The sequence below is a fragment of the Butyricicoccus sp. AM05-1 genome (assembly GCF_003474415.1).
GTDB lineage: Bacteria > Bacillota > Clostridia > Oscillospirales > Butyricicoccaceae > Agathobaculum > Agathobaculum butyriciproducens.
This window is the reverse complement of the sequence record NZ_QUDG01000002.1, coordinates 110,624-125,733: the sequence shown is the minus strand read 5'-3', so window position 1 is coordinate 125,733 and position 15,110 is coordinate 110,624. Positions and strand designations below refer to the sequence as shown.

Below are 15,110 nucleotides of genomic sequence, written 5' to 3'. Positions count from 1 at the left end.
TCGGATAATCAATTCAAATATTCTTGTTCGAGAATATCTGCACATTCCTCGATCGAAAGTGCGTCGATCGGCAGTTTTTCGCCGTCCTGCTGATCGAGGTCGTACAGGACTTCGATGGTCTGCGGTACGGTCAGGGAAGCCGCGCGCAGCTTGTCCACCTGCGTGAAAATCTCGCGCGGAGCGCCGTCCATCAGCACGTTGCCCTTGTGCATGACAACCACACGCTGCGCCTGCACGGCTTCGTCCATGTGGTGGGTGATAAGGATAACGGTGATGCCGAATTTGCGGTTCAGCTCACGGACAACATTCATGACCTCACGGCGGCCCTGCGGATCGAGCATGGCGGTCGGCTCATCGAGTACAACGCAGCGCGGCATCATGGCGATAACGCCTGCGATTGCGATTCGCTGCTTCTGTCCGCCGGACAGACGGTGCGGCGCCTGTGCGCGGTATTCGTACATGCCGACGGCACGCAGTGCATCGTCAACGCGCTTGCGGATTTCCTCGGGCGGCACGCCCATGTTCTCCAGCGCGAATGCGACATCTTCTTCAACAACGGTGGCGACAAGCTGGTTGTCCGGATTCTGGAATACCATCGAGACGGTTTTGCGCACATCGTAGGTGTTGTTTTCGTCGCGGGTGTCCATCATGTCAACGTAGCATACGCCGCCGGTCGGCAGACGGATCGCGTTGAAGCAGCCGGCAAGCGTACTCTTGCCCGAGCCGTTGTGACCGAGCACCGCGACGAACTCGCCGCGCCGGATGGAAAGATTTACGCCCTTTAGCACAGGAACGGAAAGCTGTCCGTCCTCGGCCGGATAGGCATACTGCAGGTTTTCGGTTTTGATGATTTCACTCATTTATTTTCGTCCTTCGGTAAAAAAGGTTATTATTCTTCCGCGATAAACCGTGCCGACGAGCCGCACGGCAGCACCAGACCGGTCGATTCAACCGGCAGGCCAAGCTCCTGCGCCTCAATCTTGCCGGCGGCGCGTTTGCCGGCGGTGATGCCGAGCAGATAGCTCATCACAGACGGCGCAAGGCCGGTGGAATAGCTGGAAATGAGCACGAACAGCGGCTTGTCGCTCAGCACGCCCATGGTCAGGTCTATGAAGTCGGCAACGTCCTCCTCGATCTTCCACGTCTCGCCGGACGGACCGCGGCCGTAGCTCGGCGGGTCCATGATGATGGCGTCATACTTGCGTCCGCGGCGGATCTCGCGCTGCACGAACTTTTTGCAGTCGTCCACGATCCAGCGAATCGGGCGGTCGCTCAGACCGGAGGACGCGGCGTTCTCCTTGGCCCACTGCACCATGCCCTTGGATGCGTCAACGTGGCAGACGGACGCGCCGGCGTTTGCCGCCGCAAGCGTAGCGCCGCCGGTGTACGCGAACAGGTTGAGCACGCTGATCGGGCGGCCTGCGTGACGGATCATCTTGTCGATAAAATCCCAGTTGGCAGCCTGTTCGGGGAACAGACCGGTATGCTTGAAGCTCATCGGCTTGAGCTGGAACGTCAAATCACCGTAGTGGATAGCCCACTGCTCGGGCAGTTTGCGGATTTCCCACTTGCCGCCGCCCGCGTTCGAGCGATGATAGATAGCGTTCGGCTTATTCCAGATTTTGCAGTCCTTGTCGCGCGGCCAGATAGCCTGCGGGTCGGGGCGCTGCAGAATCTGATTGCCCCATCGTTCAATTTTTTCACCGCCGCCGCAGTCGAGCACGGCGTAGTCTTTCCAATGATCTGCGATCCACATAAATATTCTCCATTACATTATATATAAGTCGTTGTTTATACAATAATTCAGTATCTATTCTACCACCAAATATGCACTAACGCAATGAAAAGCGATTAGAAATAAAAGGTGTCAAGACAGCGTATTTTGGCGAATACAGCAAAACGGCTGCACCGTAAGGTACAGCCGTTCGAGCGGGAAAAGCGGTCAGAACCGTTCGCAGAAGCCTTCGCCGCCGTTTGCAAGCGACTTGAGAGCCGTCGCGCGGCGTTCCTCGGGTTCGTCTGAGATACATACCGCATCGGTCAGCACCTGCCGCGCCTGATATGGCAGATCAAAGAACTGCTCCATTGCCCGCGGACTGTGGCCCATTTCCTGCATAAAATGAAAGGGAATCTCGCCGGAGACCTGTTTTTTCCTGTCCTGCGCCATAATTGCACGCTCCTTTCGATTGCAGTATCTCCGAAGTTCGTGCTATAATACCATTATAAAAATTAGTAATTAGGAATTAGTAATTGAGGGGAGAAGTTCACTTTCCATTCTCCATTCTCAATTTTCCACTATTGAGGGGTTTTTATGGATTTGCAGAAGAATAAGACGTATCGTTGTCAGATTACGGATTACACGGCGGACGGCACGGGGTTTGCGAAGATCGAAGGCCGGGCGGTATTTGTGCCGCGCACGGCAGTTGGCGATCAGTGCGATGTCCGCATTGTCAAGGTGACGAAAAATGTGGCGTTCGGCAGGGTAGAGAAGATTATCGTGCCGTCGGGACAGCGCATTGCGCTTGCATGTCCGGTGGCGGACAAGTGCGGCGGCTGCTGTTATCAGCACATCACCTACGGGGAAGAACTGCGTGCAAAGGAGAAAAAGGTGCGTGATGCGCTGACGCGCATTGGCGGTCAGGACGGCGCAAAGCTGCTCGGCATTACGGGTGCGCCGACGACTGAGCATTACCGCAATAAGGCGCAGTATCCGGTCGGACGGGACAAAGAGGGCAGCATCGTTACCGGCTTTTACCGTCCGCGCAGCCACGACATTGTGCCGGTGGACAGGTGTCTGATCCAGTCCGAGACGGCAGACAAGATTGCTGCTGTGGTGCGTGAATGGATGACGGAGTTTTCGGTCAAGCCGTACGATTATGCGAGCAAGCGCGGCACGATTCGCCATATTTATGTTCGAGTGGGCGAAAAAAGTGGCGAAAGCCAGCTGACGCTCATTTCCGCGACCAAGAAAATGCCCGGGCTGGACGTGCTGGTCGAGCGCCTGCGCGCGGCAGCGCCGTCGCTGACGGGTATTCTGCTCAACCACAACCAGCGCGATGACAACGTGATTCTGGGTGACCGGACGGATGTTCTCTGGGGTGAACCTATGCTGGAGGACCGCCTGTGCGGGCACACGTTTTTGCTCTCGCCCGAGGCGTTTTATCAGGTCAACCACGCGCAGGCCGAGCGTCTGTATGCGTGTGCGGTGGACTACGCCGGTCTGACCGGCGAGGAGACCGTGCTTGACCTCTACTGCGGTGCGGGTACGATCACGCTGGCGCTGGCCGAGCACGCAAAGACTGCCATTGGCGTGGAAATCGTGCCGGAGGCCATCGAAAATGCCAAGCGCAACGCGCTCCGCAACGGCATGGAAAACACAGAGTTCTTCTGTGCGGATGCGGGTCAGGCAGCGCAGCGGCTGGCCAAGCGCGGTATTGATGTGCTGGTAGTCGATCCGCCGCGCAAGGGTCTGGACGCGACTGCACGCGACGCGATCCTTAAAATGCAGCCGCCTAAGGTCGTGTATGTTTCGTGCGACCCGGCAACGCTTGCGCGCGATGTGGCGGAGCTGTGCGGCGCAGGCTATACGCTTGAGAAGGCACAGGCGTTCGATCTGTTCCCGAGAACTTTTCATGTGGAGACGGTTGTCTTGCTTTCCAAGGGTGAGGTCGACTCGAAAAAGATTCGGGTTGAGTTCTCTTTGGAAGATATGGATATGTCCGAATTTCAGGATGGGGCAACCTATCCGCAGATCAAGGAGTATGTGTTGGAGCATACCGGGTTAAAGGTGTCCAACCTCTATATCTCACAGATTAAACGAAAATGTGGGATTGGGGTTGGTAAGAACTATAATCTGCCGAAGTCCGAGGATTCCAGACAGCCCCAGTGTCCACCGGAAAAAGAGAAAGCAATCCGAGAAGCATTCAAATATTTTGGGATGATCTAACATCCAGCAAAGTGGAGGTTTCTTATGGATAGGTTGATTTCTTGTGAGTTCAACATGGATACTGCCTGTGTAGAGCTGAAATTCTTTGATGGCAGCATCATTGCCATTGACACCATCGCCGTGGAAAAGGAGGTTGCCGACAATATGTATCAGCGGTCAGAGCTGGATTATCTGATCTACAATGATCCGATTGGATATGCAGACTTGATATTGAACGGTGATCCCGAAATTTATCTAAAAACTGTAACTGAATGTAAACCCTTAGATTAAAACTCAGCCCTCTGCCTTTTCATTGGCAGAGGGCCGTTTTTTGCTTAACAGTTATTGAGCATCCCTTAATTGCTCTACAACACTGCATTTCGCTGCGTTGTCATACATCATGCAAGGAATCAGCCACCCCAGCAGAAGAAATACCGGAATTGTCAGCAGGACAGGCAGAATGGTGAATCGATACTCAAAGAACCAGAACATACTGCCCAGCATTTTTCCTGCAAGAGGTCCCACCGCCAGCGACAGAATAAAGGCCGCCGCTACGGAGGACATTGCGTAAAACAACCCCTCATAGATCAGCATGGTTTTGAGCTGCCGGTTTGTCATTCCTACAGCCTGAAGCACAGCAAATTCACGGCGGCGGGAAAGAATACCGGTCATCATGGCGTTGAAGAAATTTAAGAGTCCCACCAGCCCAATGATAGCACAGAGGATACCACCTATCAGAAGGAACATCTGCCGGAACTGAGCAAATTCAGAGCGAGCCGTGGCCTTGCTTTCATACATCAAGGGCGAAAACTCACCGGCAGTGAGCTTCGATAGATATTGCTCTGCTTCGGCCTCGTCCGCTTCGTCCGCTGTGTCGAACAGGTAGAGCAGCGGAATGGCCGCACCACCGCTGTCCCGCTGTGCAGTATCCACAGACAAAACTGTCTCATATCCAATACCACCATAACGATAACTCATGGAATACGGAAGCTCTACCAAGGCGCAGACCGTGTACGCTACATCTCTGGCTCCATACAGTTTTTCCTGAAGGTACTCCTCCGGTGTATCTTCGGTGCAGAGTTCCCCGGTGCGGCTGTCGATATATTTCACATCGTCCGCATAGGTAGCGGTGATCGTGTCTCCCACCTTGGGGTAGTATTCAAGATTGGGCAGATTACCGTAGTCATCTAAGGAAACCGCAATGGCAATGGCGTTATTGTCCGGCTCCAACATGGGAGAAATATCTCCGTCGAACACTTGCAGCTTGTCAAACAGACTGTTATCCAGAGCCTCAATTCTGGTCTTTCCCATCACCATATTGCCCCGGTGCTCCAGACGGCTCATATGGCTGTCCAACTGCTCGGCGCTTTCGTACCTTGCATAGTCCTGCCGCAGAGCATCCTCCGTCATCCACAGATATGCGGGTTTTCGCACAGCATATCCCGTGCCGGAAAGACTGGCCTTTGTGTTTGCTGCGATCTCTCCGATCTGTTCTGGCGTGATGAATTCATCTGCTGAGTTGTAACGGAAATAGTCGGGCGTGCTGACGATAAAATCGGCGCAGGTCTTGGCGGATACATACTTCTCCATGCTGAAGCCGCCCACAAAGGTACACAGCGCATTGAACAGTGTCACCGACAGTGCCAGAGACACCACCACCAGTACCGTCTTTTTCTTGTTTCGTCCCAAATTGGCAAAGGCCATCTGATGGAGCTTCGCTCCCCGGGTGCTGCGCTGTTTTTTCTTGGTCTGCATTGCATCCGTATATTTGGTAGCCTCCACCGGAGAGACCTTAGCTGCCATTTTTCCGGGCTTGGAACAGGACAAGAGCACTGTCAGCAAGGCGAACAGCATAGAACCAAGGAAGATCACAGGCGATGTGCTGATGGTGGTGATGCCTGCATCCAACTGGGTGGAGCGCAAGACAACAGGCACCAGAACAGCGCCGATGCCGTAGCCCAGCAGCAGCCCTGCCGGAATGCCGATCAGACAAAGCAGAAGTGCCTGCTGGCGAATGATACGTTTGAGCTGCCGGGGCGTTGTGCCAATGGTTTTCAGAAGTCCGTAAAACCGGATATCCCCTACAACAGAGATCTGGAAAATGTTATAGATGATAAGATACCCCGTGAAAATCACCAGCAGCAAAAAAGCCGCTATGGCGATCACAAGTTCCGGATCAAGCTGCGACTCCAGCTGGGATGAGGTATATCCCCAGTTGACGCCGATCCGGACGCTGTTGGGATCGGTATAGCTGTCCCATGTGTAGCCAAGATCGGTATCCACCTGCTCCATCTGCCCTTGAATGTTTGTGCCGGAGGCCAGCATGACATTCAAATCGGTGCGGAAAGGCTGTAAACCTGTTTTCACTGCCTGCGCTTCGATGTCATCTGCGTAATCACGGCTGATGTTGATGTAATGAACAGGCATTAGTTCATCATAGTCCCAATAGCCCACCAGCGTAAAGGTATCTGTTACAGTAAAGGCGGTTTGATCCTTGTCCGTAATGGAATAGGAAACCGTGACCTCGGCGCCCAGCTCCGGCGTTACGCCAAGCAGCTGCAACGCTGCCGTATCCATGGCTACCTCTTTGCCGCTTTCGGGCATCCGTCCGGTAGTAGGGGTTGCATAGCTCCATTTAGTGCAGTTGGCATCCATGTAGCTGATCTCTGCCGGTATTTTGGCAAAGACCCCCTCCGCAGTGATACCGATTACCTTCCGTACCCCCGCAGCCTTCACCTTTGGGTGGGCAGCGATGCGTTCCGCCTGCTCGGGGGAAACATCCTTAAAGGTGCCATGTGCATAGCCGCCTACCTGCCGAAACTGGTAGGTTTCATAGCTGGCGTTCAGTGACAAGACAATGGTGAACATGGACGTAAATAGCAGCGTTGTCAGCGCAATGGCAAAAATAGCGATCAGATTGCGGCGACGGTTCGCATAAAGAGATTTTAAGCTGAGTTTTCGAATACATTTTCGATTTTTGACATTCATCGTAGCCACCTCCCGTTAGTTCTGGGAGACGATCCGACCATCTTCGATACGGATAATGCGGTCTGCCATCTGCGCAATTTCTTCGTTGTGAGTGATCATTACGATTGTCTGGGCGAACTTTTGACTGGTGACTTTCAAAAGGCTCAATACATCCTGGCTGGTTTTGGAATCCAGATTGCCGGTGGGTTCATCTGCCAGAATGATAGCGGGTGCCGCTGCCAGCGCACGGGCAATGGCTACCCGCTGCTGTTGACCGCCTGAGAGCTGATTGGGCAGCGCATCCAGACGATCATCCAGCCCAAGTGTCTGTACAATCTGCTGTACGAAATCCTTATTGACCTTGCCACCGTCCAGCTCAATGGGTAGAACAATATTTTCATACACATTCAGCACCGGAACAAGATTATATGCTTGGAACACAAAGCCGATTTTCCTGCGGCGGAAGATGGTCAGCGCTTCCTCCTTCAGGGAGAAAATATCCTGTCCGTCCACCATGACCGTGCCGCTTGTAGGGCGATCCAGCCCGCCCAGCATGTGCAGCAGCGTGGATTTGCCGGAGCCGGATGTGCCGACGATTGCAACAAATTCGCCCTTCTTTACACTTAAATCAACTCCATCCAACGCATGAACTGCGTTATTGCCGGAGCCATAAATCTTTTTCAGGTTTTTTGCCTGTAAAACATCCATAAATGAGTACCTCCATGAAAAATCTGTATGTATGAAAGGAAATGATCCTTTGATACATACAGATTATCGCATAGGAATCTTTCCACATTCTTTCCGGCGGAAAATGAAATCTAACAGTTTTGATAGAATTGTTGTTATTTCGGCAGAAATATGGAAAACGTACTTCCTTTTCCCGGAACGGAAGCAACCTTGATATAACCGCCCTCGCCGGATATGATCTGTCGGGCAAGGTATAAGCCGATGCCGACCCCTTCCTGCTCCTGAACCGCCTTTGAGCGGTAAAAGCGAGCAAATATCTTCGCTTGCTCAGTTTCCGGTATGCCTGAACCGGTATCCGATATATCGATCCTTGCAAACATTTCGTAACTTACGGCAGAAATCCTGATTGTGCCATGCTCTGTATATTTGATGGCATTGTCTACGATATTCGCCAGCGCTTCCGCTGTCCATTTGAAGTCGAATACAGCAAAAGCATCTGTATCCTGCATTTGCAAAGACAATCCTTTTTCAGAAGCCTTGGCAGTATATTGTTCTACCACACTTTCAAGCAGCGGCTGCAGCGCTGCTTGCTGAGGGGTGAGTGAAATGATCCCGTTTTCCAGTCTGGAAAGCTTTACGAGAGAATCGATCAGAAATCGCAGCTTTTCCGATTGTTTGTACAGCGCCTCCACATTTGCCTTCGCCGATGCAGGCAGAGTTTCCTCCTTCAGAAGCTCGCTGTATAACAGCAGGTTTGCAATCGGCGTTTTTGTCTGGTGCGAGATGTTCGCAATCAAGGTTTTGATTTTGTCTTTTTCCTGCGCTACATTTCGAGAAGATGCTTCTGCGGCAGAAAGATAGTGTGCAAACTTTGTTTCCAAAGCAGACAGCCGGCTTTCATCAAAATTGGTTTCAGAGAAGGAGCCGGTCATGGAAGCGTCCAGCATCCTTTCGATTTCTTCCATCGTTTTTCTGGCCTTTCTCCGCTCCCATAACACAACAGCTGCCGCCGCCAGAAAACATAGCAGTATGATCACAATACCGGTTTTATTCATCTTTTGTCACCCAGCTATAACCGATTCCATAGACGGTTTTAATGTATTTCTGTGCACCAAGCTTATCCCTCAGACGCTTGATCGTAACAGACAAAGCATTTTCATCCACATATTCTGCACCATCTGTCCAGATCCGGTCGACAAGGTCTCCACGGGTCATGGTTCGACCACGATTTTCAACAAGCAGACGCAGTAATTTTTGCTCGGTTTTGCTCAATTCCACTTTTGAATCTCCCACATAAAAGGTCATAGCCTCAAAGTCAAAGTGAAATAGATTCATATGGAACGGCGCATTTTTATGGTTTGACGCTTGCTTTCGCAGTTGGGTATTCACCCTTGCCCGCAAAACCGAAAGAGAAAAGGGCTTGGTAATATAATCATCAGCGCCCCGCTCCAGTCCGTCTACGATGTCCAGATCGGTGTCATTGGCAGTCAGCAGAATAACAGGAATATAGGGTGTGTTTTCCTTGACCTCCCGGAGCAACTCGAGCCCGCTGCCATCCGGCAGATTGATATCCAGCAGGATCAGGGATACACCGCCGCAAAGAAGCTGTTCCTTCGCCGCTTTTAGGTCTTGGCAGGAAATGATCTGACGGTCATCTGCTTTCAGTGCTTTACTTAAACCCTGATTCAACCCTATATCATCTTCAATAATCAATAATTGTTCCATGTATCTCACTCCCTCGTTATTCAAAGGCCACCATTATTTCCTTGGGTAATTTTTCGTTCTCACAGTTCAGAAGATAGGCGATTGCTCTGCTTGCAAATTTGTTTGTTTTCACTGTATCCCAATCGGCAAGCAAAATGACCTCTGCCTTGCCGTTCTCAAAATCTAATGATATTTCGCCCCATTCGCCGTCGCAGTCTGCCTGGTATTCGTAGATTGCGGCGGCGATTTTCTTTTTGCGCTTAGTCTTGGATTTCTGTTTTAGCCGGACTGCATGGATTGCGCCCTCGGCAACCAACAATTCCGTCAGTTTGTCCACTGCTTTTCGGTAAGCTCGTTCTGCACCGCTGGCTGTACTGCCCTCAAACATAACCGCCAGTTCCTCAAAGGTGGGGCGGCCTTTCCATGAGCCGACACGCCCGCAGGTCATGCAGATCGCCAGCCGTTTTTCAAGTAAGGTCTGTTCCCGGTAATTCAGCTTCTCAAATGCCCGCTGCACCTTTTCTGCTTGTATGCCGTTCCAGAGGATATCGGTATAGTTCCAGCTATCGTCAAGGGCTACATCCTCGCCTGTTTCCTCGCCGCTCTCGTCTGTCACATAGAATGGCTGCGGATTGCGGATACCTCGCATAACTTTCAGATAGTCTTCGGCAAGAGCAAGATCACAGTTGTATTTCTTGGAAAACTCGTTGACCGCATCCTTGGTATTGTGGTACAGCCAAGCCATTGACCGCACCATTTTGTAATTAGTCAGAGAGGATACCGACCATTTTTCTTCGCCCATGCGAAAACGGAGCATAGCATCCCGGATGAACGGATAGATGTATGTAGCATACTCCGCACCCTTGGCAGGATCATAGTCCATCAGCTTTTGGAGTATCTGTTCCCGGCAGGAGAGCTTTATATCTATAAATCGGTCTGTGTCGTACAGATCGCCGCCATCCATGCCGAGAAAGGATTTGATACGCTTGTTGAGCTGCGGCTCGTAGTGGTGTAGGAAGAACGAAAAATAAAGCAAATTCTTTTCCTGCAAGGCAGACAGGATATATTCGTTCAGACTGTCCACCGCTGGCGGCTCCGGTTCCAGTTGGAAGATGCGCTCTGCCACATAGGGAATGATGCCGTTATCGTGCGGATTGACTTGGTGTTTTGGTATGTATCCGGTCATATTCCATGTAAAATCATTCAGCATAGCGCACCTTCTTTCAGCTTTCAAAATCTATTCAGTCAAACAATATGTGCTGCCCAAATATGTACCCTGATTTTTTGACCATTTCTATTCAAAATGATTTGAGCATGCTTCAACTCTCCATATCCCGTTTCCACATCTAAAAGACTACATTCTCGTGGAAACGGGTAGGAATATTTATCAAAATGGTTGAAAATGGTTTTATAACCCAAATCGAAGTTTTTGGCAGTGGTATAAACTATCAAAAAAGTGTACGGGCAACCGTTGGGGTCGTATTTTGTAAGAACTTTATTCATGTGGGAGTCTAATCGCTCTCTTTCCAATGAAGATACCTTTATTCCCTCTATCATTACAACAGGTAATCCATCATAACAAAGCTGAATATCAACCTCCCCAGCCTCGTCACCGTTTTCTGAGTCTCCTTGCCTTGTTTGATCTTTCATGAAATAGCTCTCGCCCAAAATATCCCGAATATAATCATTCATTGTATCTTCGCTACTATCTGCGTTGTAGTGGTGATTACGCTGTAGCTTTGAAAGTGCTCGTAACATTTTGTCGCATATTTCTTTTTCGGGTATTCGGCTATCATCTTCTATTTGTGCAGTACTACAATCTTCTTTGTATTCGTCCAAATGATCCTTCAATACATATAATTTTGACTCTAATTTGTCAAATCGTGTTTTGTCATCCCATCCGGTAAAATGGGATGACAATGCAATTATTTCGTCAATGTATGCGTCACCTTCTATTTTGGCAAGTTCAAAACACACTCGGTCTTTCCACTGCAAAAAGACTGGATTCTTATATATGGTTTGCAGATCTATGCTGGATGTTTTATGCGTTCCAGTATTGTAGTCATACATTGAAGCCACTGGGTAGCTCTCTGTGGTAAATAGTGTTTTGATTTCCGGTGCTTGATCAATCAATTCTTTTATAGCATCCACATTAATCATAGTTTTTTCCTTCCAACGCTTCTTTTCTTAATACGCCTTGTCCCATTTCTTTTTCATAATCGCCCTTGGCATAGGCTACATTGCTCAATGCCCGGAGCATTTTATCCTTTGCCAGCTTCTTCATAACCTCTGCAAGATCAGCGTCCAGAGTACCACGCTTCACATAGCGGTTTATGGTATTTAGCCGCTTTTCATAAATCTGTTTCAGCGGATGATCGTCCGCAAGTTCCCGCTGTTCTCTGCCTTTTAGATTGCCGATCTGCCGACAGGTGCGGTGCAGCTTGTCCCCCGGCGCATAACCGCCGCAGTATTTGGTGTGCCTTGCGTTGGTGGTCAGAAACCATTTGCCGCAGATCCGGCATTTTTTCGGTGAATGACCCACACACAAACCCTCAAAGAAATCAGACCGGAACATTCCCACAAAGGATACATAGTGCATCCGCTTGACCAGCTTCGCTATGTCCTCGCCGGGACGGATGGTAGCCACATACTGAACAGAGTTATTTGCAACAGACATCCAGGCATTGCCCTCTGTGATAGAGAACTTAGGCGGGAAATAGCTGCCGAACATTTTTGCAAAGCCCTCCGCTGTGCGGTCTGCCTCGTTGCCGTCTGATTTTTCTGCAAAATCAAGCATTGCCTTTTGATATTCCTCAAGAGAGTATGCCAGATGCCCGCATACAGCGGTATAGCGCTGGAGCATCACCGCATCAGCATATTTTGGAACTTCTTCGAACGGTAAAGAATTGGTTACGGCTTTTATGGCGAACTCCACATATTTCAGAGCATTGTCCGCAGTAAAAACCTTTTCTATCCGTTCCCTGTGCTTTGGTATATCCATATAGGAGAACGGCGGCGTTTTGCTGAGAATCTCTAACATTGTCAATGCAGCTTCCTTTACCATAGGAAAGAGTGCAGAAGTATCCTGTCCGGCATTCAGCATCCCGAGCAGCAGATTGATTTTCTCGCATTGCTCGTTCATTCTTGTAATAGTATCCGCAGGAACATTCAGCGCATCACAGGCAAGCGTGCCGACAGGGAATGTTTTGCCCTCATATATGACCGTATCCTGCCAGAAGTCCAATGTCATCAATTCTTGGTTCATGCTTACCCTCCTGTCCTGTTTTTTCACTTTCTTAATTGTATCATGCTAATGTAAAGAAATCTACATCTATCAATAAGTTGTCCTGTTTTTTGAAACAGGATTGTCCTGCCATTAGCCTGTTTTTTGAAAAATCCGTCATAACCATAATAGAAGGAGCGAAGCACCTGCCAATCACGGCGGGTGCTTCGTGCTTTCCAGAATATTATGAACGGAGGGTTTTCTATGACAATCTATGAAACCATCAAGGCGGCAATCAGCGTCAAGCAAGCCGCCGAACACTACGGGCTGAAAGTGAGCCACAACGGCATGGCTTGCTGCCCGTTCCACAACGACAGGCATCCGAGCTTGAAGCTGAATGAGGACTATTTTTTCTGCTTTGGCTGTGGAGCAAAGGGAGATGTGATCGACCTTGTGGCAAGGCTGTTCAATATGAGCAGCTATGAAGCAGCGCAAAAGCTGGCTTCGGACTTCGGACTTGACCCGAAACCGCCCACTGCCGCAGCTATGGCCAAGCCAAAGCGTCCTTATATCCGTCAGTTCCGGGAGGATGAAATGCTGTGTTTCCGGGTGCTGACGGATTATCTGCATCTGCTGGAAGATTGGAAAGTGCGGTATGCACCCAAAACACCGGAGGAGGCTCTGGATGATCGTTTTGTGGAAGCCTGCCAGATGCACTGTCCTATCGAATATATGGCAGATGTGCTGACCGTGGGTGATCTGGAAGAGCGGGTGGCATTGGTGGACGAGCTGATGAAGGAGGGAAAAATTACTTTTCTGCAAGAGTACATCACACGAAAGAAAAAGGAGGTGGCGCACCATGGCGAAGAACCGGAAAACGCCTGATATGAATTTGCCTGTCTGGTTTGATGGGCAGAACATCAACGAAGCTCTGTTTTGTGAAGAATTTTTGCATGAGCGCAGAATTATCTTCGCAAACGGAGCTTTTTTTACGCCCGATGGTCGAGTGACGGACGATCTCCCACTGCGTGGGGAGATTTACGACAAGCTGAAATTTTGTGCCGTAAACAATATCCCCCGGAAGATCACCAACATTCTGGAAGTGCTAAAACTGGAAGCACAAGTGCCGGACTTTCCACCGGAGCAGGATCGGATTCATTTGTCGAACGGTACGCTACTGCTGAACGGCACATTTACCGAGGGCAGACCGACTATCGTGCGAAACCGTCTGCCTGTTGTTTACAATCCTCATGCACCTACACCTGTGACCTGGCTAAAATTTCTGGATGGGCTGCTCCATGCGGAGGACATCCCCACTTTGCAGGAGTTTATCGGCTATTGCCTGATTCCCTCCAACAAGGGGCAGCGCATGATGGTGATTAAAGGCAACGGCGGCGAAGGTAAATCTCAAATCGGTGCGGTACTGTCTACCATCTTCGGCACGAATATGAAAGACGGCAGCATCGGCAAGATTTCTGAAAACCGCTTCGCCCGTGCTGATTTGGAACACATTCTCCTGTGCGTGGATGATGATATGCGGATGGAAGCTCTGCGCCAGACCAACTATGTAAAATCCATTGTCACCGCACAGGGCAAGATGGATTTGGAACGCAAAGGCAAGCAGAGTTATCAGGGCTGGATGTTCGCCCGATTGCTGGCATTCAGCAACGGTGATCTGCAAGCCTTGTATGACCGCAGTGACGGATTTTATCGCAGACAGCTTGTGCTGACCACCAAGGAAAAGCCAGTGGACAGAGCTGACGATCCCGACCTTGCGGAGAAGATGAAAGCCGAATCCGAGGGTATCTTCCTGTGGGCATTTGAAGGCTTACAGCGGCTTGTTGCCAACAACTTTAAGTTTACGGAGAGTGACCGTATCCGGGAAAACCGGGAAGCGGTCAAGCGTGACAACAACAATATCTTTGATTTCATGGATTCCGAGGGATACATCCAGCGTAAAGCGGATGCGTCCATCAGTTCCAAGGATTTCTATGAAATCTATCGGATGTGGTGCGAAGAAAATTCCCTTGCACCGCTGAAAGCCCGCAGCTTCAGCGACGCCATGATTGCCAATGCCGGGAGATTCAATCTGGAACATTGCAACAATATCACCAACTCTGCCGGACGGCGGGTTTGGGGATTCATGGGAGTGGAAGCCATTGCACGACCTCATATAAATGGGTTTTACGGAGATTCGCCGTGTACGTACGTACCGGAGGACATTCCGGAGGAATGGCGGCAGGTCGAGTAAATCCCATTACTGGTACGTATGTACGCAGCAAAAGAGCGTAAAACGCTCGTTATAGAAACAGCACGCATCCTCTCGTTCGGGTTGTTTCTATGTCCACAGGTTTTTGAAAAAGTGTCTGTGGACACCGGCTGCAAGAGGAAGTTGACACAGAACAGCTTCATGCAGACGGGCTGACCATGGGAAAAGGCGTAGACATTTTCGCCTTGGTCAGCAGAGGTCACCGCAGTGACCGCATTCCCCCTCGGGAGAGCCCTCGGAGAGCCCACGGCACTTTGCAGCCAGTATGGATGAAAGTGTAATAGTGGGTTATTACACTTTGAAAAAGTGCCGTTCTCCAGCCCTCCGCTGTCTGC

14 protein-coding genes are annotated in these 15,110 nt (G+C 50.3%); 4 read left to right on the top strand and 10 right to left on the bottom strand.

What is annotated here, in order from left to right:
* Positions 1–8: 8 nt before the first annotated feature.
* From DW088_RS04565 to DW088_RS04555, 3 genes are all read right to left on the bottom strand, one after another.
* On the bottom strand, positions 9–860 hold the full coding sequence (locus DW088_RS04565; RefSeq protein WP_118359851.1) for an energy-coupling factor transporter ATPase: 852 nt from the start codon (positions 858–860) through the stop codon (positions 9–11).
* 29 nt (positions 861–889) lie between these two features.
* Positions 890–1,756, bottom strand: coding sequence for a class I SAM-dependent methyltransferase (locus DW088_RS04560; RefSeq protein ID WP_118359849.1), 867 nt, complete (start codon positions 1,754–1,756; stop codon positions 890–892).
* Between the two features lie 186 nt (positions 1,757–1,942).
* Positions 1,943–2,167, bottom strand: a complete 225-nt coding sequence (locus DW088_RS04555; RefSeq protein WP_117489502.1) for a hypothetical protein — start codon at positions 2,165–2,167, stop codon at positions 1,943–1,945.
* 144 nt (positions 2,168–2,311) lie between these two features.
* On the opposite strand from DW088_RS04555, the gene rlmD reads away from it, so the two are divergent.
* A complete protein-coding gene (gene rlmD / locus DW088_RS04550; protein ID WP_118359847.1) occupies positions 2,312–3,946 on the top strand; it encodes a 23S rRNA (uracil(1939)-C(5))-methyltransferase RlmD in 1,635 nt (544 codons plus the stop codon).
* Positions 3,947–3,970: 24 nt separating this feature from the next.
* Positions 3,971–4,216: a DUF6061 family protein gene (locus tag DW088_RS04545; RefSeq protein ID WP_118359845.1), complete on the top strand. Its 246-nt coding sequence runs from the start codon at positions 3,971–3,973 to the stop codon at positions 4,214–4,216.
* A 51-nt stretch (positions 4,217–4,267) separates the two neighbouring features.
* Here DW088_RS04545 and DW088_RS04540 read toward each other — a convergent pair whose 3' ends face one another.
* The 7 genes from DW088_RS04540 to DW088_RS16210 all read right to left on the bottom strand — a co-directional run bounded on the left by DW088_RS04540 (position 4,268) and on the right by DW088_RS16210 (position 12,548).
* On the bottom strand, positions 4,268–6,913 hold the full coding sequence (locus tag DW088_RS04540; protein WP_118359843.1) for an ABC transporter permease: 2,646 nt from the start codon (positions 6,911–6,913) through the stop codon (positions 4,268–4,270).
* A gap of 15 nt (positions 6,914–6,928) precedes the next feature.
* Positions 6,929–7,600, bottom strand: a complete 672-nt coding sequence (locus DW088_RS04535; protein ID WP_118359841.1) for an ABC transporter ATP-binding protein — start codon at positions 7,598–7,600, stop codon at positions 6,929–6,931.
* Between the two features lie 134 nt (positions 7,601–7,734).
* Complete coding sequence (locus tag DW088_RS04530) at positions 7,735–8,634, bottom strand: sensor histidine kinase (protein ID WP_118145861.1); 900 nt, start codon at positions 8,632–8,634, stop codon at positions 7,735–7,737.
* Entirely contained in the window at positions 8,627–9,304 is a 678-nt protein-coding gene (locus DW088_RS04525) for a response regulator transcription factor (protein ID WP_118145863.1), read from the bottom strand. The genes DW088_RS04530 and DW088_RS04525 overlap by 8 nt, the downstream gene beginning before the upstream one ends.
* 16 nt (positions 9,305–9,320) lie before the next feature.
* Positions 9,321–10,493, bottom strand: a complete 1,173-nt coding sequence (locus DW088_RS04520) for a hypothetical protein (protein ID WP_118359839.1) — start codon at positions 10,491–10,493, stop codon at positions 9,321–9,323.
* Between the two features lie 35 nt (positions 10,494–10,528).
* A complete protein-coding gene (locus tag DW088_RS04515; protein WP_118359837.1) occupies positions 10,529–11,443 on the bottom strand; it encodes a hypothetical protein in 915 nt (304 codons plus the stop codon).
* Positions 11,436–12,548 (bottom strand): DUF6076 domain-containing protein, encoded by a 1,113-nt coding sequence (locus DW088_RS16210; RefSeq protein WP_243029784.1) that lies wholly within the window; start codon positions 12,546–12,548, stop codon positions 11,436–11,438. Before DW088_RS16210 ends, DW088_RS04515 begins: the two co-directional genes overlap by 8 nt.
* Positions 12,549–12,770: 222 nt before the next feature.
* On the opposite strand from DW088_RS16210, the gene DW088_RS04500 reads away from it, so the two are divergent.
* Both DW088_RS04500 and DW088_RS04495 read left to right on the top strand, forming a co-directional pair.
* Positions 12,771–13,391, top strand: a complete 621-nt coding sequence (locus tag DW088_RS04500) for a CHC2 zinc finger domain-containing protein (protein WP_055199526.1) — start codon at positions 12,771–12,773, stop codon at positions 13,389–13,391.
* Positions 13,366–14,757, top strand: a complete 1,392-nt coding sequence (locus DW088_RS04495; RefSeq protein ID WP_118359833.1) for a DNA primase family protein — start codon at positions 13,366–13,368, stop codon at positions 14,755–14,757. Before DW088_RS04500 ends, DW088_RS04495 begins: the two co-directional genes overlap by 26 nt.
* Positions 14,758–15,110 lie beyond the last annotated feature (353 nt).